The following is a 14,316-nucleotide window of genomic DNA, read 5'->3' on the forward strand; positions in this document are numbered from 1 at the left end:
GCCTCTCGTAGAGTGGGCCCATGACCTACTCGCCCGTCCCGCCGTTCGCCGCCGAGCTGGCCGCCCTCGCGGCGACCGGGCGGTTCGGCGCACTTCAATACGGTGCCCTGCTAGGGGAGTTGGCCGAGCAGTACGGTCCACCGAGGGCCTGGGGACGGGTGTTCCATCAGGACCGGTGGCCGCGCTGGTACAGCTACGGCAGCCTGCAGCTGATCTTCTGCGAGTGCCGGCGGCTCAAGTCGATCAGCATTCCCGTCTGGAACGGGGAACTGAACCTCCCCGGCCCTGGAGTGGGAGAGCTGCGCACCGTCGACTCCCGGATCACCGAGTCCCAGGTGACGGCAGCGCTGGCCGACGCGGACGTGAAATGGACGGTCCTGACCTACCCCAACCTGCACGACCAGCGCACGCTGCAGGTCGAACTCGACGAGGACGTGCGGGTGGACTTCGTGCTCGTCGACCGGGAGGCCTATGACGAACCGGTGCTGGACGACTGGCTGCTGTGCAAGGCGGGCCTCTGGGGCCAGCCGCACGACTGCCCGCAAACGGATTGACCTGCATACCTAGGCTGGCGGGCATGATGATCAACCCGGAGTTGCACGAGCTCACCCCCGCCAATCTGGACGCCGCCTGCGCCATCGCGGTCCGCCCCGACCAGCAGCACTTGGTCGACCCCGTGGTGAAGTCCCTGGCCGAGGCCTACGTGCATCCCGCCGGAGTCGCCTGGCCCCGGCTGATCGTCGACGACGGTCGGCCCGTCGGCTTCCTGATGGCCTTCCTGGACATCGACTTCGCCGGCGACGGCACCGGCCGCGACATCCGCTCCGGCCTGTGGCGCCTCAACATCGCCGCCGACCAACAGGGCCGTGGCTACGGGCGGTTCGCCGTCGAGGCCGTCGCCACTGAGATCCGCAGGCGCGGTGGCAGCAGGCTCGTCGTCACCTGGCACCCCGGCGACGACGGCCCCGAGGGCTTCTACCTGGGCCTGGGCTTCCGCAAGACGGGGGAGATGAGCGGCGAAGAAGCCGTGGGGGAGCTTGAGTTGGTCAGTTCCAGCCTGGGGTCGGCGGAAGCGGCCAGCTCGGCGGCTCGGGAAGCGGTCCGTCGGCAGTGAGGGCGCCGGTAGTGAGGGCGCCGGTAGTGAGGGCGTCGGCAGGCTCCCGGCCCGCGAGCCAGGCGAGCAGCGCGTGGCCGTCCCCGTGCACCGTTACGCCGCCGCCGGAGCCCTCCCAACTGCGGCCCAGGTCTGCGGCGGTGACGCGGCCGAGCGGGAACTCCCGGGCGCGCAGGGCGGTCAGCGTCTCGTCCAGCGCCCAGGTCACGTAGTCGGCGGGCCAGTCGGCCGGGCGGTAGCCGACGGCCAGGTCCACATGGTGCGTCTCGATCTCGCGCCGGGCTCGGAGCAGCGTGTACCAGGCGGGGTGCCGCCACCCGGCCAACGCGCTCACCAGGTACTCCCAGCGATCCTCGGGCATCGCCTCGGCAGCCGCCAGCAGTACGGCCACCCGGTCCGCCAGATCCGCCGCCAGCTCGGCAGCCGGCCGCGCGGCCCACTCCTCCACGGCCTGCCCGATCTGCGCCCCGGTCTGCCGGGGGCCCGGCTCAACCCCGGTGCGCGCCAACGCCAGCAGCCACAGGTACGCGTCGATGCTGCGTGCGATGTGGGCGATGGCGTGTGCCCTGGTCCACCCCGGCAGTGCGGCGGGCTCCCGTACCTCGGCGTCGGTGAGCCGGTCGACGGCGTCGGTGAGGCGGGCGGCGGAGGCGGCGAGGCCCTTGATCGTCTCGTGCACGCGTGAACTGTATCCGAGGGGTGTTCACTCGACCGGGGGAATTCCAAGGGGAGTAGGGATGGTTGGGGCGTACCTGGTCAAAGGGTCCCGGCATGACCGATCAGTCGAGTCGACGTCAGGTGATTGGGGTGGCAGCGGCCTCGGCCGCCGGCAGTCCCGCCTTCCTCGCAGCGGGCACCGGTCGGGCGGCCGCCGTGCCCACCCGCCGCACGGGCCCCGTGTACACCATCGCCAAACCACGCGAGCAGCTCCTCACCCTGGAGCGCTGGGATGGCCCGGCCGTCCTCCTGCGGGCTGCGGGTGAGCCCGGGCAGCAGCAGTGGGAGCTGCTGCCCGCCCCGAACGGCACAGCCCCGAACGGCACCGTCTTCCTGCGCAACGTCGGCGAGGGAACCTACCTCGGCTACGAGGGCGCCCCGCACATCAACAAGCTGGTCGCCGGCCGGCCGTACTCGGTCCGCTGGGAACTGCGAGACGACGCCGAACCGGACACCTACCACCTGGTGGCGCCCGGCGGCCCGGTCGACGGCGTCGAACTGGCGCTGGACCTAGGCCTGTTGCTGGTCTACCCGCCGCGCACGACGTTGCGCCCGCTTCGGCTCGATGACGAGCGTCAGGCCTGGCGGTTCACGCTGGAGGAGTAGCGCAGCTGCGGGATGTCGGACTGCCGCCAGTGCTCGTTGTGCGCGATGGCCGCGCCGAGGCGGGCGCCGGCGGCGGCTTCGTGGTCGGCGAGTTCGGTGAAGAGGGCCAGGGCGCGGGCGTGGGAGCCCTGCGCTTCGGTGAACTTGCTCAGATAGCACTGCACGTGGCCCAGTGCGTGCCAGGCGCGGGCCTCCTGCAGGTGGTCGTTGGTGCTCTGGAAGAGGGCGATCGCGCGGGTTTGGGCCTCGATCGCCTCGGCAGGTCGGTCGGCCAGCAGCAGCGCCAGGCCGAGGCTGTGGAACGCACAGCCTTCGTCATGCGGGGCAGTCAGGCTGCGGTAGCCGACGACAGCACCCTGGAGTGCGTCGACGGCCTCGGCTACGCGGTTCAGGGCCAGCAATGCCAGGCCAAGGTGGCAACGCGCAGGGGTGGCGGGGTAAGGGGCATCCAGTTCTTCGAACAGGAGGACGGCCTGGCGGTGCGCTTCCGCGGCCTCCTCGAAGTGCCCACCGCCGCGCAGCACCGAGCCGAGTTTGTCGCACACGTCGGCCTCGGCATGGGCGTCGTCGAGGTCGCGGGCGAGTGCGGTGGCTTGACCAAGGGTGTCGACTGCCTCGGCGAAGCGCTCAGCCGAGCCCAGTGCCAGACCGAGGTTGGCCAGGTCATTGACCTCCAGGTGACGGTCTCCGAACTCCTTGGAGATGGCCAGGCTCTCGGAAAATGCGTCGACGGCCTCCTCGAACCGGCGCAGTTCGGCCAGCGTCATGCCCAACTTGGTCAGGGCATCGCCCTCCTGACCGCGGTCTCCGAATTCCCGGAAGACGGCGATGGCTTGGGAAAGCACCTGATGGGCTTCATGGAAGCGACCCAACCCCTGCAAGGCCAGGCCGGCGTTGGTCGAGGCGACGGCCTCCAAGACTCGCATGCCCAACGCCCGGTAGCAGTCGACAGCCGATGCATTGGCGGCGACTGCCTCCTCCAGACGCTGAGCTTGGTACAGCGCCATCCCGAGGCTGACCAGTGCGGTGGCTTCTCCAAGCACATCGCCCAACTCCTGGAACGTGGTGACAGCCGCCTTGCCGGCATCCGCAGCCTCCTCGTACCGGTTCAAGCCGATCAGGACCGAACTGAGCCTGCTCAACTCGGCCGTTGCCCGGCGATCGTCACCGAGTCGGTGGCAGATGGCGAGGGCTCGGGTGTGCATGGCCAGGGCCTCATCGAAGCGGTATGCCGCGGACAGGACTATGGCCAGGCCGCTCAGTACCTCACGCTCCCGTTGCAGGTCATCACTGGACTGGCAGACCTCCAGCGCGGCAGTGAACATCCGGATGCCGTCGTCGTAGCGACGGCGGAGGTTGCAGAAGGGCATGAGGCCGGCAGCAAGGTCGACCACTCTGCCGACACCGCCCTGCGGCGAAGCGGCGATTGCGAGGGCGAGTGCGACCACGTTGGCGTACTCACCGTCCAACCAGGCCAGGGCGCTGGAGCGGTCGGGGAATCGCGGGGCGCCCTCCGATTCGAGCTCGACCAGATATGCGCCGGCCGCATCGGTACCGAGCAAGTAGTACTGGCACAGCCGCTCTTGGGCGTCCTCCCGCTCGTCCTCCTCCGCATGCTCGCCCCCGAGCCGGTCCGCGTACAGCCGCACCAGGTCGTGCAGCCGCCACCGTCCCCAGGCCTGCCCCGGCTCGATCAGGTGCGCCCGGGCCAGGTCCTGGAGCAGCGAATCGGACTCGTAGGGATCCTCGCCCAGCAGTTCGGCAGCGGCCTCGGTACCGACGTCCGGCCCGGGGTTGAGCGGGAGCAGTCGGAACAACCGCGCGTGCGCGGGCGCCAGTTGATGGTAGGACAGGTCGAACGCGGCCCGCACCGCGCGGTCTTCGCGGCGCAGCCGGTCCAGCCGGGTGTGCGCGGTGGCCAGCGCCTGGGCGAGGGAGGCGACCGGGCGGGTCGGGTGGTCGGCCAGCAGGGCGGCGGCGATCCGCAGGGCGAGGGGGAGTCCGGCGCACAGCGCGGCGATGGTGGCGGCGGCCTCGGGGTCGGCGGCCATGCGGGTGTCGTCGGCGCCGCGCGCCTCGTGGATCGCGCGGGCCAGCAGGTCGACGGCGGCGTCCGGGGCGAGGGTGTCCAGGTCGTGGAGGCGGGCGCCGATGTCCAGGGTGTGGCGCGAGGTGACAAGGGCGGCGGTGCGGCCGTCGGCGGGCAGCAGCGGCTCGACCTGTGCAGCGGTGGCGGCGTTGTCGAGAACGAGGAGGACGCGGCGGCCGGCAGCGGCCAGGGCATCAAGGGCGCTGCGGTAGAGGCGGGCGCGGTCCTGGAGGCCGGGCGGGATGTGCTCGGCCGGTATGCCCAGGGCGCGGAGCAGGCCGTCCAGGGCGCGCTCGGGGGTGAGCCGGCGGTCGGGGTCGTAGCCGAACAAGTCGATGAAGAGGACCCCGCCCGGGAACCACCCCCGCTCGCGCACCGCCCGGACGGCGGCCTGAACCGCCAGCTCGGTCTTGCCGATCCCGGCCAGCCCGGATAACGCCGATACCAGCACCGGTGGTTGGTGGTCGGTGCCGGCGTCCTCCGGGGCCAGCGCCTGGAGGATGGCCCCGATCTCGCGGTCACGGCCGGTGAACGAGCCGGTGGCGGGCGGCAGTCCGGAGAGCGCGGGCGCGATGGTGGGCGGCAGCTGGAGGTTGACCACCTGGCCCTGGATCACCGGGGCGAAGAAGACGCCGCCGGTGATCTCGTTGTGGACGGAGTTTGGGGTCACGGACGGTCGGTCGGCCGCACGTTCTGGTTGAGCTGTTCGACGTTGCCTACCTGGATGACGAACCCGTCGAAGCGACCGTCCTTGATCTCGTTGTGCACGTTGCGAACACGAGGCTGCTCCAACACCGGGCGGGCCTCGGTGTGCCAGGTGTCTAGCTCAGCGCGGAACTCGCTGTCGAGGGCCGCGCGGACCGCCAGCGCAGTGCTCAGCGCCTGGGCGCGCGCCGTGTCGTCGGGTGCCTGGTTCAGCAGGGCCAGCTCGCCCTCGCCCGAACTGAACTGGTCATCGGCCGAGTTGTCGCCGCGTCGGAACGGCTTGCGGACCAGCGCGGACAGCCCCGACCACGCCGACTTGCCCATCTCCCCGCCGGCGCCCCCCGCCAACGCGACCAGCAGCCCCACCGATACCGGATCCATGCCGTGCCCTCCCTGGGTTCGTACCTGCGGCAAGAGTAGGGCCAAGCCCGGCGTGTGACGACGTAACGCGCGTGGCGGGCGGCCCTGGTGTCAGCCGGCTCCCCTTGGTCAGTGGCGGCTGAGATAGGTGAGGACTGCGAGGACGCGGCGGTGGCCGCTGTCGGCCGGCGAGAGGCCGAGCTTGGCGAAGATGTTGCCGATGTGCTTGTGGACGGCGTTGTCGGTGATGACGAGCCGGGCCGCGATCGCGGCGTTGTCCTTTCCTTCGGCCATCAGGGCGAGAACCTCGCGTTCGCGTGGCGTGAGGGCGGCAATCGGGTCGTGGGTGGGACGGGTGAGGAGCTGCCCGATCACCTCCGGGTCCATGACGGTTCCGCCGGCGGCGACCCGCCGCAGCGCGTCGGTGAACTCGCTCACCCGGCTCACCCGGTCCTTGAGGAGGTAGCCGACGCCGCCGCGCCCATCGGAGATCAGCTCACCGGCGTACTGCTGCTCGACGTATTGGGAGAGGACGAGCACGGGCAGCCCGGGGTGTCGGCGGCGGGCCTGTATGGCGGCGTGGATGCCCTCGTCACGGAAGGTCGGCGGCAGCCGTACGTCGACGATGGTGACGTCCGGCCGGTGTTCGGTGACGGCGGCGACGAAGCCGGGGGCGTCCTGGGTGATCGCGGCGACGTGAAAGCCCTTGGCGGTCAGCAGGAGTTCCAGTCCGTTGGACAGCAGGACGTTGTCCTCGGCGATCACGACCCGCACGTCAGGCTCACAGTGATCGTGGTCGGGCCGCCGCTGGGGCTGTGGAGGTGGACGGTGCCATCGAGTGCCAGGACACGGCGGCGGATTCCGGCGATCCCGGTACCCAGCGTCTCATCGGCGCCGCCGACCCCGTCGTCACTGACCTCGATCGACAGCCGGTCTCCGCGGCGTGCGACGCGGACGGTGGCCCGGGTGGCCTGGCTGTGCTTGGCGGCATTGGTGAGCGCCTCGGCGATCGTGAAGTAGGCCACGGCCTCGACCGCGGCGGGGATCGTGCCGAGGTCGCCGACATCGAGAGTGGTGTCGATCGCCGATCGGGTGCCCAACGCGGCCAACGCCCCGACGAGGCCGCGATCGGCGAGGATCGGCGGGTAGATCGTCCGTAGTACCGCACGAAGCTCCGCCATCGCCTCCTCGGTGTTCTCATGTGCTTCCGCCAAGAGCCTGACCACCGTCTGGGGGTCCTCGCTCAGCAACTCACGGGCCACGCCCAGCCGCATCGCGATGGCCACCAGCCGGGCCTGGGTGCCGTCGTGCAGGTCACGTTCGATCCGGCGGAGTTCCGCGCCGTGCGCGTTCATGGCGTCGGCTCGGGTCTCGGTCAGCGTCTCCACTCGCTGCGCCAGACTTTCGGCGGCCGAGGGGGACAGCAACGCACCACAGATCCGGGCGTGTAGGCGGGCCAGCGGTGGAACCAGCCAGTAGGTCAGGGCCGCGAAGATGACGAACTGTGCGGTCCCCAGGGTCAACGCCGTGCCCCACCCGGAGAGTGGGACACCGGCGCCGAAACCGCCCGCGCGGGTGCCGGCGGGCAACGCCCACCACAGGGGCACCGTGATGGCCGTGGCCACCGCGTTGCCTGCGCACAGCACCGCGACGAGCCCGAACGCCAGACTGCTCACGATGCATGCGCACAGCCACCCGAGAACACGCCACGTACCGGCACGGACGGGACCTGAACGCGGAGAACGCAGTAGCCGGTCGGCGCGGCGACGATGCCAGGACGCCCACGCGCGAGCCACCGCCGGGACGATGAGTACCGGCAGCGCGAGCATGGCGACCGCACTGGTGAGCAGGCTTCCCAGGAGATAGCCCAGACCTCGCCACATCGCTGAAAACCGACTGGTCCCTTGGTTGTTCATTCGCACAAGTCTGAGCCATGGCGACCGAGCCTGGCACTACAGCCCACTACCCCTTTTTCCCACTGGCCAGGGGTACCGTCTGCTCACCTCAGCCAGACCTAGTGTCAACGCCCATGAAGAGTTCACCGATTCGTTCACCACGGCGGCGCGGCCGGCCCAGCCGACGGAACCTGGCGCTGGTCACCATCGTGACCGGAATCCTTTCCACCTGTGTGCCCGGCGCGATGGCCGCCCAACAGCACGATGGCCGAACCCAGTTGCAGCGTGACACCGATGCGATCACCGCAGTCGGCGTGACGGGAGTGCAGGCTCGCCTGGTCACCTCCGGCGGGCGGAACATGACCGCCACCAGCGGCATCGCTGATCTGATGGACCATCAGACAGTCTCTCAGGATGGCTACTTCCGGATAGCCAGCATCACCAAGACGTTCGTGGCCACCGTGATCCTGCAACTCGCGGGCGACGGCAGGCTCTCCCTGGACGACTCGGTCGCGCGATGGCTGCCGGGCGTGGTGTCAGGAAACGGCAATGACGGTCGCGCGATCACCGTTCGCCAACTGCTGCAGCACACCAGCGGCATCCACGACGACTACCCGGACTACACCTCGGCGGAGGACTTCTACCAGCACCGGTACGACACCTACACACCCGAGCAGACCGTCGCCCGGGCGATGAGCCACCACCCGGACTTCCAGCCCGGCAAGGACTGGAGCTACGACAACACGGGTTACGTCCTGCTCGGCATGATCATCGACCGGGTCACCGGGCACCCCTGGCACGAGGAGGTGAGGGATCGGATCGTCCGGCCGCTCGGCCTCGATCACACCTTCTGGCCGGGTAGTTCACCCACGCTGCCCCAGCCGCATGCCGAGACCTACCAGAGGTTCAAGGCCGGCGAGCCGCTCGTGGACGTCACCGAACAGATCGGCCAGGGCACCAACGGAGAGGCCGGGCTCGTCTCCACCACCGCCGATCTCGACCGGTTCTTCCGCGCCCTGCTCGGCGGCCGGCTCCTACCACCGGCGCAGCTGGCGCAGATGAAGCAGACCACCCCGGTCAACGAGGACTTCGAGCAGCTCCTGCCGGGCGCCCGCGACGGGCTGGGACTCTTCTCACGCCCGCTGTCCTGCGGCGGCGTGTACTGGGGCCACGAGGGCGGCGATTCCGGCTGGATCAGCGCCGCCGGCGTCACCGCCGACGGCCGGCGCAGCGTCACGGTCTCGCTGTCGGGCGTCCTCGCCGTTTCCGCGGACGATGTCCAGCACGTGGAACAGGCCGAGAGCAAGCTGGTCGACGACGCCCTGTGCGCGAACCCGAACGCCGAGCATCAGGGGCGTTGAGGTCCAAGGAATGGTCGTCCGACATCAACCCTGCTGGCCCCTTCCCCGTGGCCCACTCAACGGGCCGGCGGAGAAGGGAGAGGGCCGCCACCCAGTCCTGTCAGTTCCTCTTGGCCGGCTTGCGGCGGCGGCAGCGGCGGCAGCGGCAGTCCGGCCCGCGGCTGTCGATCTCGATCGAGTACGGCCAGGTCGGCGAGACGGTCGTGTAGGAGATGTCGATGCACCTGCCGGTGCTGGTGACGTCGAAGACGTGCATGGTCATCTGGTGCCGCTGACGCTTGCGCGGCTCTGGGAGCGGGGAGGTCATGGTGCACCTCGCCGTGCAGAAGGGGCAGTTCGGCCAGCCGAGCGGGCACGGCTGCGGGCGGGTGGTGGTGAGGCGGCGATGGAGGCGCTTGATCGGCACAGTCAGTGACGGTTGGCCTCGGCGCCCGCAAGTACGGCTTCGGCGAACTTACTACGCTCGCTGACGGCGATCCGCAGGCGCCGCTATCAGGCCGGACGGGCGAGGTATGCCGTCTTGGCGTCGGGCGAGAACCCGCATGCGCGGTAGAAGGCGTGCGTCGCGGGGGTGCGCGAGCCGGTCATCAGCATCGCTTTGTAGCAGCCCGCGTCCCATGCCGCCTGCAACGTCCCCGCCATGATCTGCTTGCCCAGGCCGGTGCCCCGCAGGGTCGCGTCGACGACGACGTTCTCGATGACCGCGTACGGCGCGGCGGACCGGGTGAGGTTCGGGATCACGTTCAGGTACGTGGTGGCGACGACGGCTCCGTCTCGCTCAAGTACGAACAGGCGCAGGCCCGGTGACTCCAGGATCCGCGCATAGGTCATCGCAGCCACCCCGTTCGCCAACTCAGGGTCGTTCGGATGGAGTTGACCGTAGAGGCGCAGCACGTCCGTCAAGTCCTGCGGCCCGGCCTCGCGGAAGATGATCACGCAGTGCAGGCTAGCGCGCCGGAGGAGCGGCCTGTCACCCGGGGCCCCTGGCAGGGCAGTTGCAATGGGACCCCCTCCGACCCACCCCAAGCGCCAGTACCCCGTCTCACTTTGGCGGCATCCCGTCATTGGCATGTTTTAACCCTGGCATGTTCATGAGAATTTCATCTAAGGTGATCGCCAGTGCACGTGACCCCACGTCATCTGTGCTACCCCCACGTTCACTTCTCCGTGTCGTCCCACCTGCACGTGTGGCGACCCGGCGTGCCGGTTGCACCCCAATCAACTGGCGACCCCCACAAGGAGCTCACGCATGCGCATGCGTCAAGCCATCGGCGTCGGCACCGCTCTGGTGCTGTCCTGCCTGACCGTCGCGTCCACGGCGACCGCCGCTACCGCGGTGACCCCGGACGCCCGCCCGGCGGCCCATCACACCCACCACCACTACGCGACGGGCCTCGACCTGGCGGCTCTCAAGGCCCACCCGCACGCGATGCGTGCCGCCGCCACGGCCGACCTCAGCGCGATCGCCCCGTTCGCGCGCGCCGGTGCGGCGCCGGCCAGCGCGGATCTGAGCCAGTACGCCCTGGCGCCGGGTGACCAGGGCCAGGTCGGCGCCTGCGTCACCTGGGCCACGGGCTACACCGGCTACGGCATCCTGATGAACGAGCAGGGCCTCAGCGGTGCGCCGATGGCGCCGATGTTCATCTACTCGCAGATCGCCCAGGGCAACGACACGGGCACCTATGCGAGCGTCGCGCTGCCGATGGAGCAGCAGCAGGGCATCGACACCAAGTCCGACTACTGGCAGGGCGACTTCGACTACACCACCCAGCCGGACGACAACGAGCGTTCCAGCGCCGCCGGTTACAAGCTCTCGGGCTTCACCGAGCTGCCCACCAGCGGCCCGGCTGCCCGGTCGGCCATCGAGGACGCGATATCCAAGGGCATGCCGGTGCCGATCGGCTTCCAGGTGCACCAGTCCTTCATGGACCTCAACGCCCAGACCGCCTCGGACTACAGCTACACGCCCGGGGACTCCGGCAGTGACCCGATCGTCGGCGGCCACGAGGTGACCATCGTCGGCTACAACGACCAGGGTGTCCGGATCGAGAACAGCTGGGGCAACAGCTGGGGCGACGGCGGCTTCGTCAATGTGCCGTGGAGCTTCTTCGACACCGGCGACGTCCAGGAGATCCACGCCATGGGCAAGTTGGCCTCCTGATCCGATAGCGGACCAGTAGACCGGTAGTTCCTTCGCGGTCCCGTCCGGGACCGAACCTTGCGCCGCCGCCTCACGATCGAGCCTCTGAAGGGAGCTCGAACCGTGGGTGCGGCGGCGCAAGTGCGTTCAGCGGCAGGTAGTTCACCCCTGAGGGTAGGTAAATCGCTCACCCTGCCCGTCAGTTCGTTGGCAGGCCCGCCTCCGCCGCCAGGATGGCGAGCGCCTCCTGAAGCGCCGCGCGCTGTTTCGCCGAAAGCACGGCGGTGAACCGCTCGTCCAACTCCCTTGCGGTGGCCGTGCATTGAGCCAGCAATGCGCGGCCCTGGTCGGTGAGGGTGAGGATCTGGCGTCGGCGGTCGCCGGGGTCGCGGACTCGCTGCACGGCGCCGAGGCGTTCGAGATGGTCGGCCAGCGAGACCACCAGGCTGGGGACCACGCCGAGTCGGCCGGCCAGTTCCTGCTGTGACGCCGACGCTTCCCCATGGGCCAGTGAGGCCATCAGGCCGACGTGCTTGGGCTTGAGGTCCAGCGGCTCGATGGCGGCCGCGAACCGGTCGGCCGCGACCGTCCCCAGGGTGCCGAGTCGGAACACGACCGTGCTGGGGATCCCGGCGTCCCCTGTGCTGCCCTTGACTTCGTCCATGTCTCGAAGCATACAATCAAACCAATGATTCAGAGTTCGAATGATTTGAAGTGAGAAGAGCATGCAGATCGTGCTGGTCGCCGTCAATGCCGCGGTGGCTCTGCTGTCAGGGGGCTCCTCGCTGGTCGGGCTGGTCCGGCCGTCCGTCGCGCTGGCCGAGGGCGAGCAACTCGGCGCCGGGGGAGCGTTCTTCCTCGGCGCCTACGCCGCCCGGGCGCTGCCGCTGAGCCTGGTCACCCTGGTGGTGCTGCTCGCCGGCTCGGCCGCGGCGCAGGCGCCCGTGCTGGTGGTCGCCGGGCTGGCCCAGGTCGGGGATGCCATGGTCGGCGCCCAGCGCGGCAACCGCCCGATGGCCGCCAGCTGCGTCGGCCTCGCCCTGATCCACCTGGCCTCGGCCACCTGGCTGTTCACCTGCTGACCGTAACGTCCCTGCCGCTGACGTCAACGCCCCTGAAGGAGAAGCATCATGACCAGTCACGCCGTCACCGCCCCGGCCACCCGCACTCGCAGCGCCGCCGTCCGTGCCGCCGTCCGCATCGCCGGGATCACCTACCTCGTCGCCTGGGTGACCGGCCTGTCCGTCTGGCCGACCAACCCGTCCGTCGCCGCGACCGGCCCCGAGGTGCTGGCCGGCCTCGCCGGGCACACCTCAGTGGCGATCACCCAGTACGTCGCCACCCAGGGCATCGCCGGGCTCGCCCTGGCGGCGGTGGTGGCCGGCAGACTACGGCGGCCCGCACGGTTCACCGGCTATGCGGCGGTCGCGGTCTCCCTGGTGCAGTGCGCGCTCGGCGTGCACCTGGCCGCGTACCTCGCCCCCGAGCATCAAGGGGCCGCCGCCCACACCGCGTTCGCCCTGCTCAACCGGCTGGACGGCGTGAAGATGCTGCTGCTGGCGGCGACCGCGCTCCTCGCCTCCGGGCCCGCCGTGCGGTCCCGGTCGGCCGACTGGATCGACTGGACGGGTCTGGCCCTGGCCGTGGCGATCACGGTCTCCGGAGTCGGCTATCTGCTGCTCAGCACGGCACTTGCCCCGGCGGCGTACGTCTCCGGTGTGCTGCTCCTGCTCTGGGTGACGGCCACCGCCGTTACGTCGCGCCGGGTGTGACCAGGCCGGTCTCATAGGCGAGGACCACCGCCTGGGCCCGGTCGCGCAGCCCCAGCTTGGAGAAGATCCGTGCCACATGGGTCTTCACGGTCGCCTCGCTGAGCGTCAGGCGCTCTGCCAGCTCGCTGTTGGACAGGCCGCGGGCGACCAGGCTCATCACCTCGCGCTCGCGGGCCGTGAGCGGCGCCAACCGCGTTGGTGTGGCGCTCTGTTGTGGCTTTGCCGAGGTCGGCCCGGTGAAGCGCTCCACCAGGCGGCGGGTGATGGACGGCGCGAGCAGGGCGTCCCCGGTGCCGACCAGGCGCACGGCGGCGGCGAGATGGGCCGAGGTGACGTCCTTGAGCAGGAAGCCGCTGGCCCCGGCCTGAAGGGCGGCGTAGACGTACTGGTCGAGATCGAAGGTGGTCAGCATGATCACCTTGCAGGACGGCGCCTGGGCGATGATCCGCCGGGCCGCCTCCAAGCCGTCCAGCACGGGCATCCGGATGTCCAACAGGGCGACGTCGGGCTGGAGTCGGAGGACGGCCGCCACCGCCTCCGCGCCGTCGGCAGCCTCGCCGACCACGTCGATGCCCCGGGCAGTGAGGATCATGCGGAAGCCGGTGCGGACCAGCTCCTGGTCGTCGGCGATCACCACGCGGGGGCGACGCTGCTCGGTGGCCGCGAGCTCGGCGGCCGGGGCGCCGGTCACTGCCCGTCCAACGGGAGCCGGGCCCGGACCCGGTAGCCGCCGCCGAGGCGCCGCCGGGCGTCCAGGTCGCCGCCGTAGACACCGACCCGCTCGCGCAGGCCGATCAGCCCGCGCCCCGCGCCGTCCGCTCGCTTCGCCGTCGGCCGGGAATCGGTGGCCGCCGACCCGCCCAGCACGGTCGGACCGGTGTTCAGCACCTCGACCCGCAGATTGCGGTGGTCATAGCTGACCATCACCGTTGCCTTCGCCCCCTCGGTGTGTTTGAGCACATTGGTCAGCGCCTCCTGGATGATCCGGTAGGCCGTGACGTCGATCCCGGGCGGCAGCGGGCGCGGCTCGCCGGAGACCCGCACCTCCACGGGCAGCCCGGCGAAGGCGAACCGGTCGATCAGCCGGCTGAGTCCGCTCATGCTCGGCTGCGGCGCCAACTGCGCGGTCTCGCGCGGCTCGTCGACATCGTCGGCGCCGTCCGCACGCGGCGCGAGCAGGCCGAGCAACTGGCGCAGCTCGGTCATCGCATCGCGGCCGGCGCTCTCCACGGCGCTCATCGCGGTGGCCGCCTCGTCCGGCATCGTCGCCAGCACCTCGCGGGCGGCCCCGGCCTGAACCACCATCAGGCTGACGTTGTGGCTGACGATGTCGTGCAGCTCGGCTGCGATCCGGGCCCGCTCGGCGCCCACCGCGGCCTCGGCGGCGGCCGCCCGCTCCCGCTCCAGCAGCCAGCCGCGCTCCCCGACGGCCTCCTGGTACCGGCGGTGGGCCCGCTGCCAGGCCAGGCTGAATCCGGCCGCGACGGCGCATGCCACCACCAGCGCGCCGAGCAGTCCGCTGTCCCAGGAATCCCCCACCCGGTCAGTCTTTCAGTC

Annotated in this window: 17 protein-coding genes; 7 read left to right on the forward strand and 10 right to left on the reverse strand. The window is 70.4% G+C overall.

The annotated features are described in order from the left end of the window. Positions 1-20 precede the first annotated feature (20 nt). Both P3T35_RS03980 and P3T35_RS03985 read left to right on the forward strand, forming a co-directional pair. A complete protein-coding gene (locus P3T35_RS03980; RefSeq protein ID WP_101380213.1) occupies positions 21-554 on the forward strand; it encodes a hypothetical protein in 534 nt (177 codons plus the stop codon). Between the two features lie 23 nt (positions 555-577). Then, positions 578-1,114, forward strand: a complete 537-nt coding sequence (locus P3T35_RS03985; RefSeq protein WP_101380212.1) for a GNAT family N-acetyltransferase — start codon at positions 578-580, stop codon at positions 1,112-1,114. On the opposite strand, the gene P3T35_RS03990 is transcribed toward P3T35_RS03985, so the two are convergent. After that, the gene (locus P3T35_RS03990; RefSeq protein ID WP_101380211.1) at positions 1,047-1,793 is read right to left on the reverse strand and encodes a maleylpyruvate isomerase family mycothiol-dependent enzyme; all 747 of its coding nucleotides are present in this window, start codon (positions 1,791-1,793) and stop codon (positions 1,047-1,049) included. The two genes, P3T35_RS03985 and P3T35_RS03990, sit on opposite strands and share 68 nt — an antisense overlap. A gap of 128 nt (positions 1,794-1,921) precedes the next feature. Here P3T35_RS03990 and P3T35_RS03995 point away from each other — a divergent pair, with 128 nt between their 5' ends. Beyond that, entirely contained in the window at positions 1,922-2,437 is a 516-nt protein-coding gene (locus P3T35_RS03995) for a hypothetical protein (protein WP_101380210.1), read from the forward strand. On the opposite strand, the gene P3T35_RS04000 is transcribed toward P3T35_RS03995, so the two are convergent. The 4 genes from P3T35_RS04000 to P3T35_RS04015 all read right to left on the reverse strand — a co-directional run bounded on the left by P3T35_RS04000 (position 2,407) and on the right by P3T35_RS04015 (position 7,507). After that, entirely contained in the window at positions 2,407-5,196 is a 2,790-nt protein-coding gene (locus P3T35_RS04000; protein WP_101380209.1) for a tetratricopeptide repeat protein, read from the reverse strand. The genes P3T35_RS03995 and P3T35_RS04000 overlap by 31 nt on opposite strands. After that, positions 5,193-5,612, reverse strand: a complete 420-nt coding sequence (locus P3T35_RS04005) for a hypothetical protein (RefSeq protein WP_101380208.1) — start codon at positions 5,610-5,612, stop codon at positions 5,193-5,195. The genes P3T35_RS04000 and P3T35_RS04005 overlap by 4 nt, the downstream gene beginning before the upstream one ends. 108 nt (positions 5,613-5,720) lie before the next feature. Continuing rightward, complete coding sequence (locus tag P3T35_RS04010) at positions 5,721-6,365, reverse strand: response regulator transcription factor (RefSeq protein WP_101380207.1); 645 nt, start codon at positions 6,363-6,365, stop codon at positions 5,721-5,723. Then, a complete protein-coding gene (locus tag P3T35_RS04015; RefSeq protein WP_101380206.1) occupies positions 6,353-7,507 on the reverse strand; it encodes a sensor histidine kinase in 1,155 nt (384 codons plus the stop codon). Before P3T35_RS04015 ends, P3T35_RS04010 begins: the two co-directional genes overlap by 13 nt. 188 nt (positions 7,508-7,695) lie before the next feature. Between P3T35_RS04015 and P3T35_RS04020 the strand changes: the two genes are divergently transcribed. Continuing rightward, positions 7,696-8,847, forward strand: coding sequence for a serine hydrolase domain-containing protein (locus P3T35_RS04020; RefSeq protein ID WP_218976673.1), 1,152 nt, complete (start codon positions 7,696-7,698; stop codon positions 8,845-8,847). 100 nt (positions 8,848-8,947) lie between these two features. Here the strand turns inward: P3T35_RS04020 and P3T35_RS04025 are convergent, their stop codons facing one another. Both P3T35_RS04025 and P3T35_RS04030 read right to left on the reverse strand, forming a co-directional pair. Then, on the reverse strand, positions 8,948-9,154 hold the full coding sequence (locus tag P3T35_RS04025) for a hypothetical protein (RefSeq protein WP_101380204.1): 207 nt from the start codon (positions 9,152-9,154) through the stop codon (positions 8,948-8,950). Between the two features lie 185 nt (positions 9,155-9,339). Further along, positions 9,340-9,783, reverse strand: coding sequence for a GNAT family N-acetyltransferase (locus tag P3T35_RS04030; protein ID WP_218976672.1), 444 nt, complete (start codon positions 9,781-9,783; stop codon positions 9,340-9,342). A gap of 313 nt (positions 9,784-10,096) precedes the next feature. Here P3T35_RS04030 and P3T35_RS04035 point away from each other — a divergent pair, with 313 nt between their 5' ends. Further along, on the forward strand, positions 10,097-11,008 hold the full coding sequence (locus P3T35_RS04035; protein WP_180356437.1) for a C1 family peptidase: 912 nt from the start codon (positions 10,097-10,099) through the stop codon (positions 11,006-11,008). 178 nt (positions 11,009-11,186) lie between these two features. On the opposite strand, the gene P3T35_RS04040 is transcribed toward P3T35_RS04035, so the two are convergent. Then, the gene (locus tag P3T35_RS04040) at positions 11,187-11,651 is read right to left on the reverse strand and encodes a MarR family transcriptional regulator (RefSeq protein ID WP_101380203.1); all 465 of its coding nucleotides are present in this window, start codon (positions 11,649-11,651) and stop codon (positions 11,187-11,189) included. A gap of 61 nt (positions 11,652-11,712) precedes the next feature. Here P3T35_RS04040 and P3T35_RS04045 point away from each other — a divergent pair, with 61 nt between their 5' ends. Then, positions 11,713-12,069: a hypothetical protein gene (locus P3T35_RS04045; protein ID WP_101380202.1), complete on the forward strand. Its 357-nt coding sequence runs from the start codon at positions 11,713-11,715 to the stop codon at positions 12,067-12,069. A gap of 48 nt (positions 12,070-12,117) precedes the next feature. Next, the gene (locus P3T35_RS04050; protein WP_101380201.1) at positions 12,118-12,759 is read left to right on the forward strand and encodes a hypothetical protein; all 642 of its coding nucleotides are present in this window, start codon (positions 12,118-12,120) and stop codon (positions 12,757-12,759) included. Here the strand turns inward: P3T35_RS04050 and P3T35_RS04055 are convergent. After that, entirely contained in the window at positions 12,740-13,450 is a 711-nt protein-coding gene (locus P3T35_RS04055; RefSeq protein WP_280704217.1) for a response regulator transcription factor, read from the reverse strand. The genes P3T35_RS04050 and P3T35_RS04055 overlap by 20 nt on opposite strands. Beyond that, positions 13,447-14,298 (reverse strand): histidine kinase, encoded by an 852-nt coding sequence (locus tag P3T35_RS04060; RefSeq protein ID WP_218976671.1) that lies wholly within the window; start codon positions 14,296-14,298, stop codon positions 13,447-13,449. Before P3T35_RS04060 ends, P3T35_RS04055 begins: the two co-directional genes overlap by 4 nt. Positions 14,299-14,316: the final 18 nt, after the last annotated feature.

The sequence above is a fragment of the Kitasatospora sp. GP30 genome (assembly GCF_029892145.1).
Classification (GTDB): domain Bacteria; phylum Actinomycetota; class Actinomycetes; order Streptomycetales; family Streptomycetaceae; genus Kitasatospora; species Kitasatospora acidiphila.

Coding starts and splice junctions, on each gene's coding strand:
- P3T35_RS03980 (WP_101380213.1), top strand. CDS start 21: ATGACCTACTCGCCCGTCCCGCCGTTCGCCGCCGAGCTGGCCGCCCTC.
- P3T35_RS03985 (WP_101380212.1), top strand. CDS start 578: ATGATGATCAACCCGGAGTTGCACGAGCTCACCCCCGCCAATCTGGAC.
- P3T35_RS04005 (WP_101380208.1), bottom strand. CDS start 5,612: ATGGATCCGGTATCGGTGGGGCTGCTGGTCGCGTTGGCGGGGGGCGCC.
- P3T35_RS04015 (WP_101380206.1), bottom strand. CDS start 7,507: ATGAACAACCAAGGGACCAGTCGGTTTTCAGCGATGTGGCGAGGTCTG.
- P3T35_RS04025 (WP_101380204.1), bottom strand. CDS start 9,154: ATGACCTCCCCGCTCCCAGAGCCGCGCAAGCGTCAGCGGCACCAGATG.
- P3T35_RS04035 (WP_180356437.1), top strand. CDS start 10,097: ATGCGCATGCGTCAAGCCATCGGCGTCGGCACCGCTCTGGTGCTGTCC.
- P3T35_RS04040 (WP_101380203.1), bottom strand. CDS start 11,651: ATGGACGAAGTCAAGGGCAGCACAGGGGACGCCGGGATCCCCAGCACG.
- P3T35_RS04045 (WP_101380202.1), top strand. CDS start 11,713: ATGCAGATCGTGCTGGTCGCCGTCAATGCCGCGGTGGCTCTGCTGTCA.
- P3T35_RS04050 (WP_101380201.1), top strand. CDS start 12,118: ATGACCAGTCACGCCGTCACCGCCCCGGCCACCCGCACTCGCAGCGCC.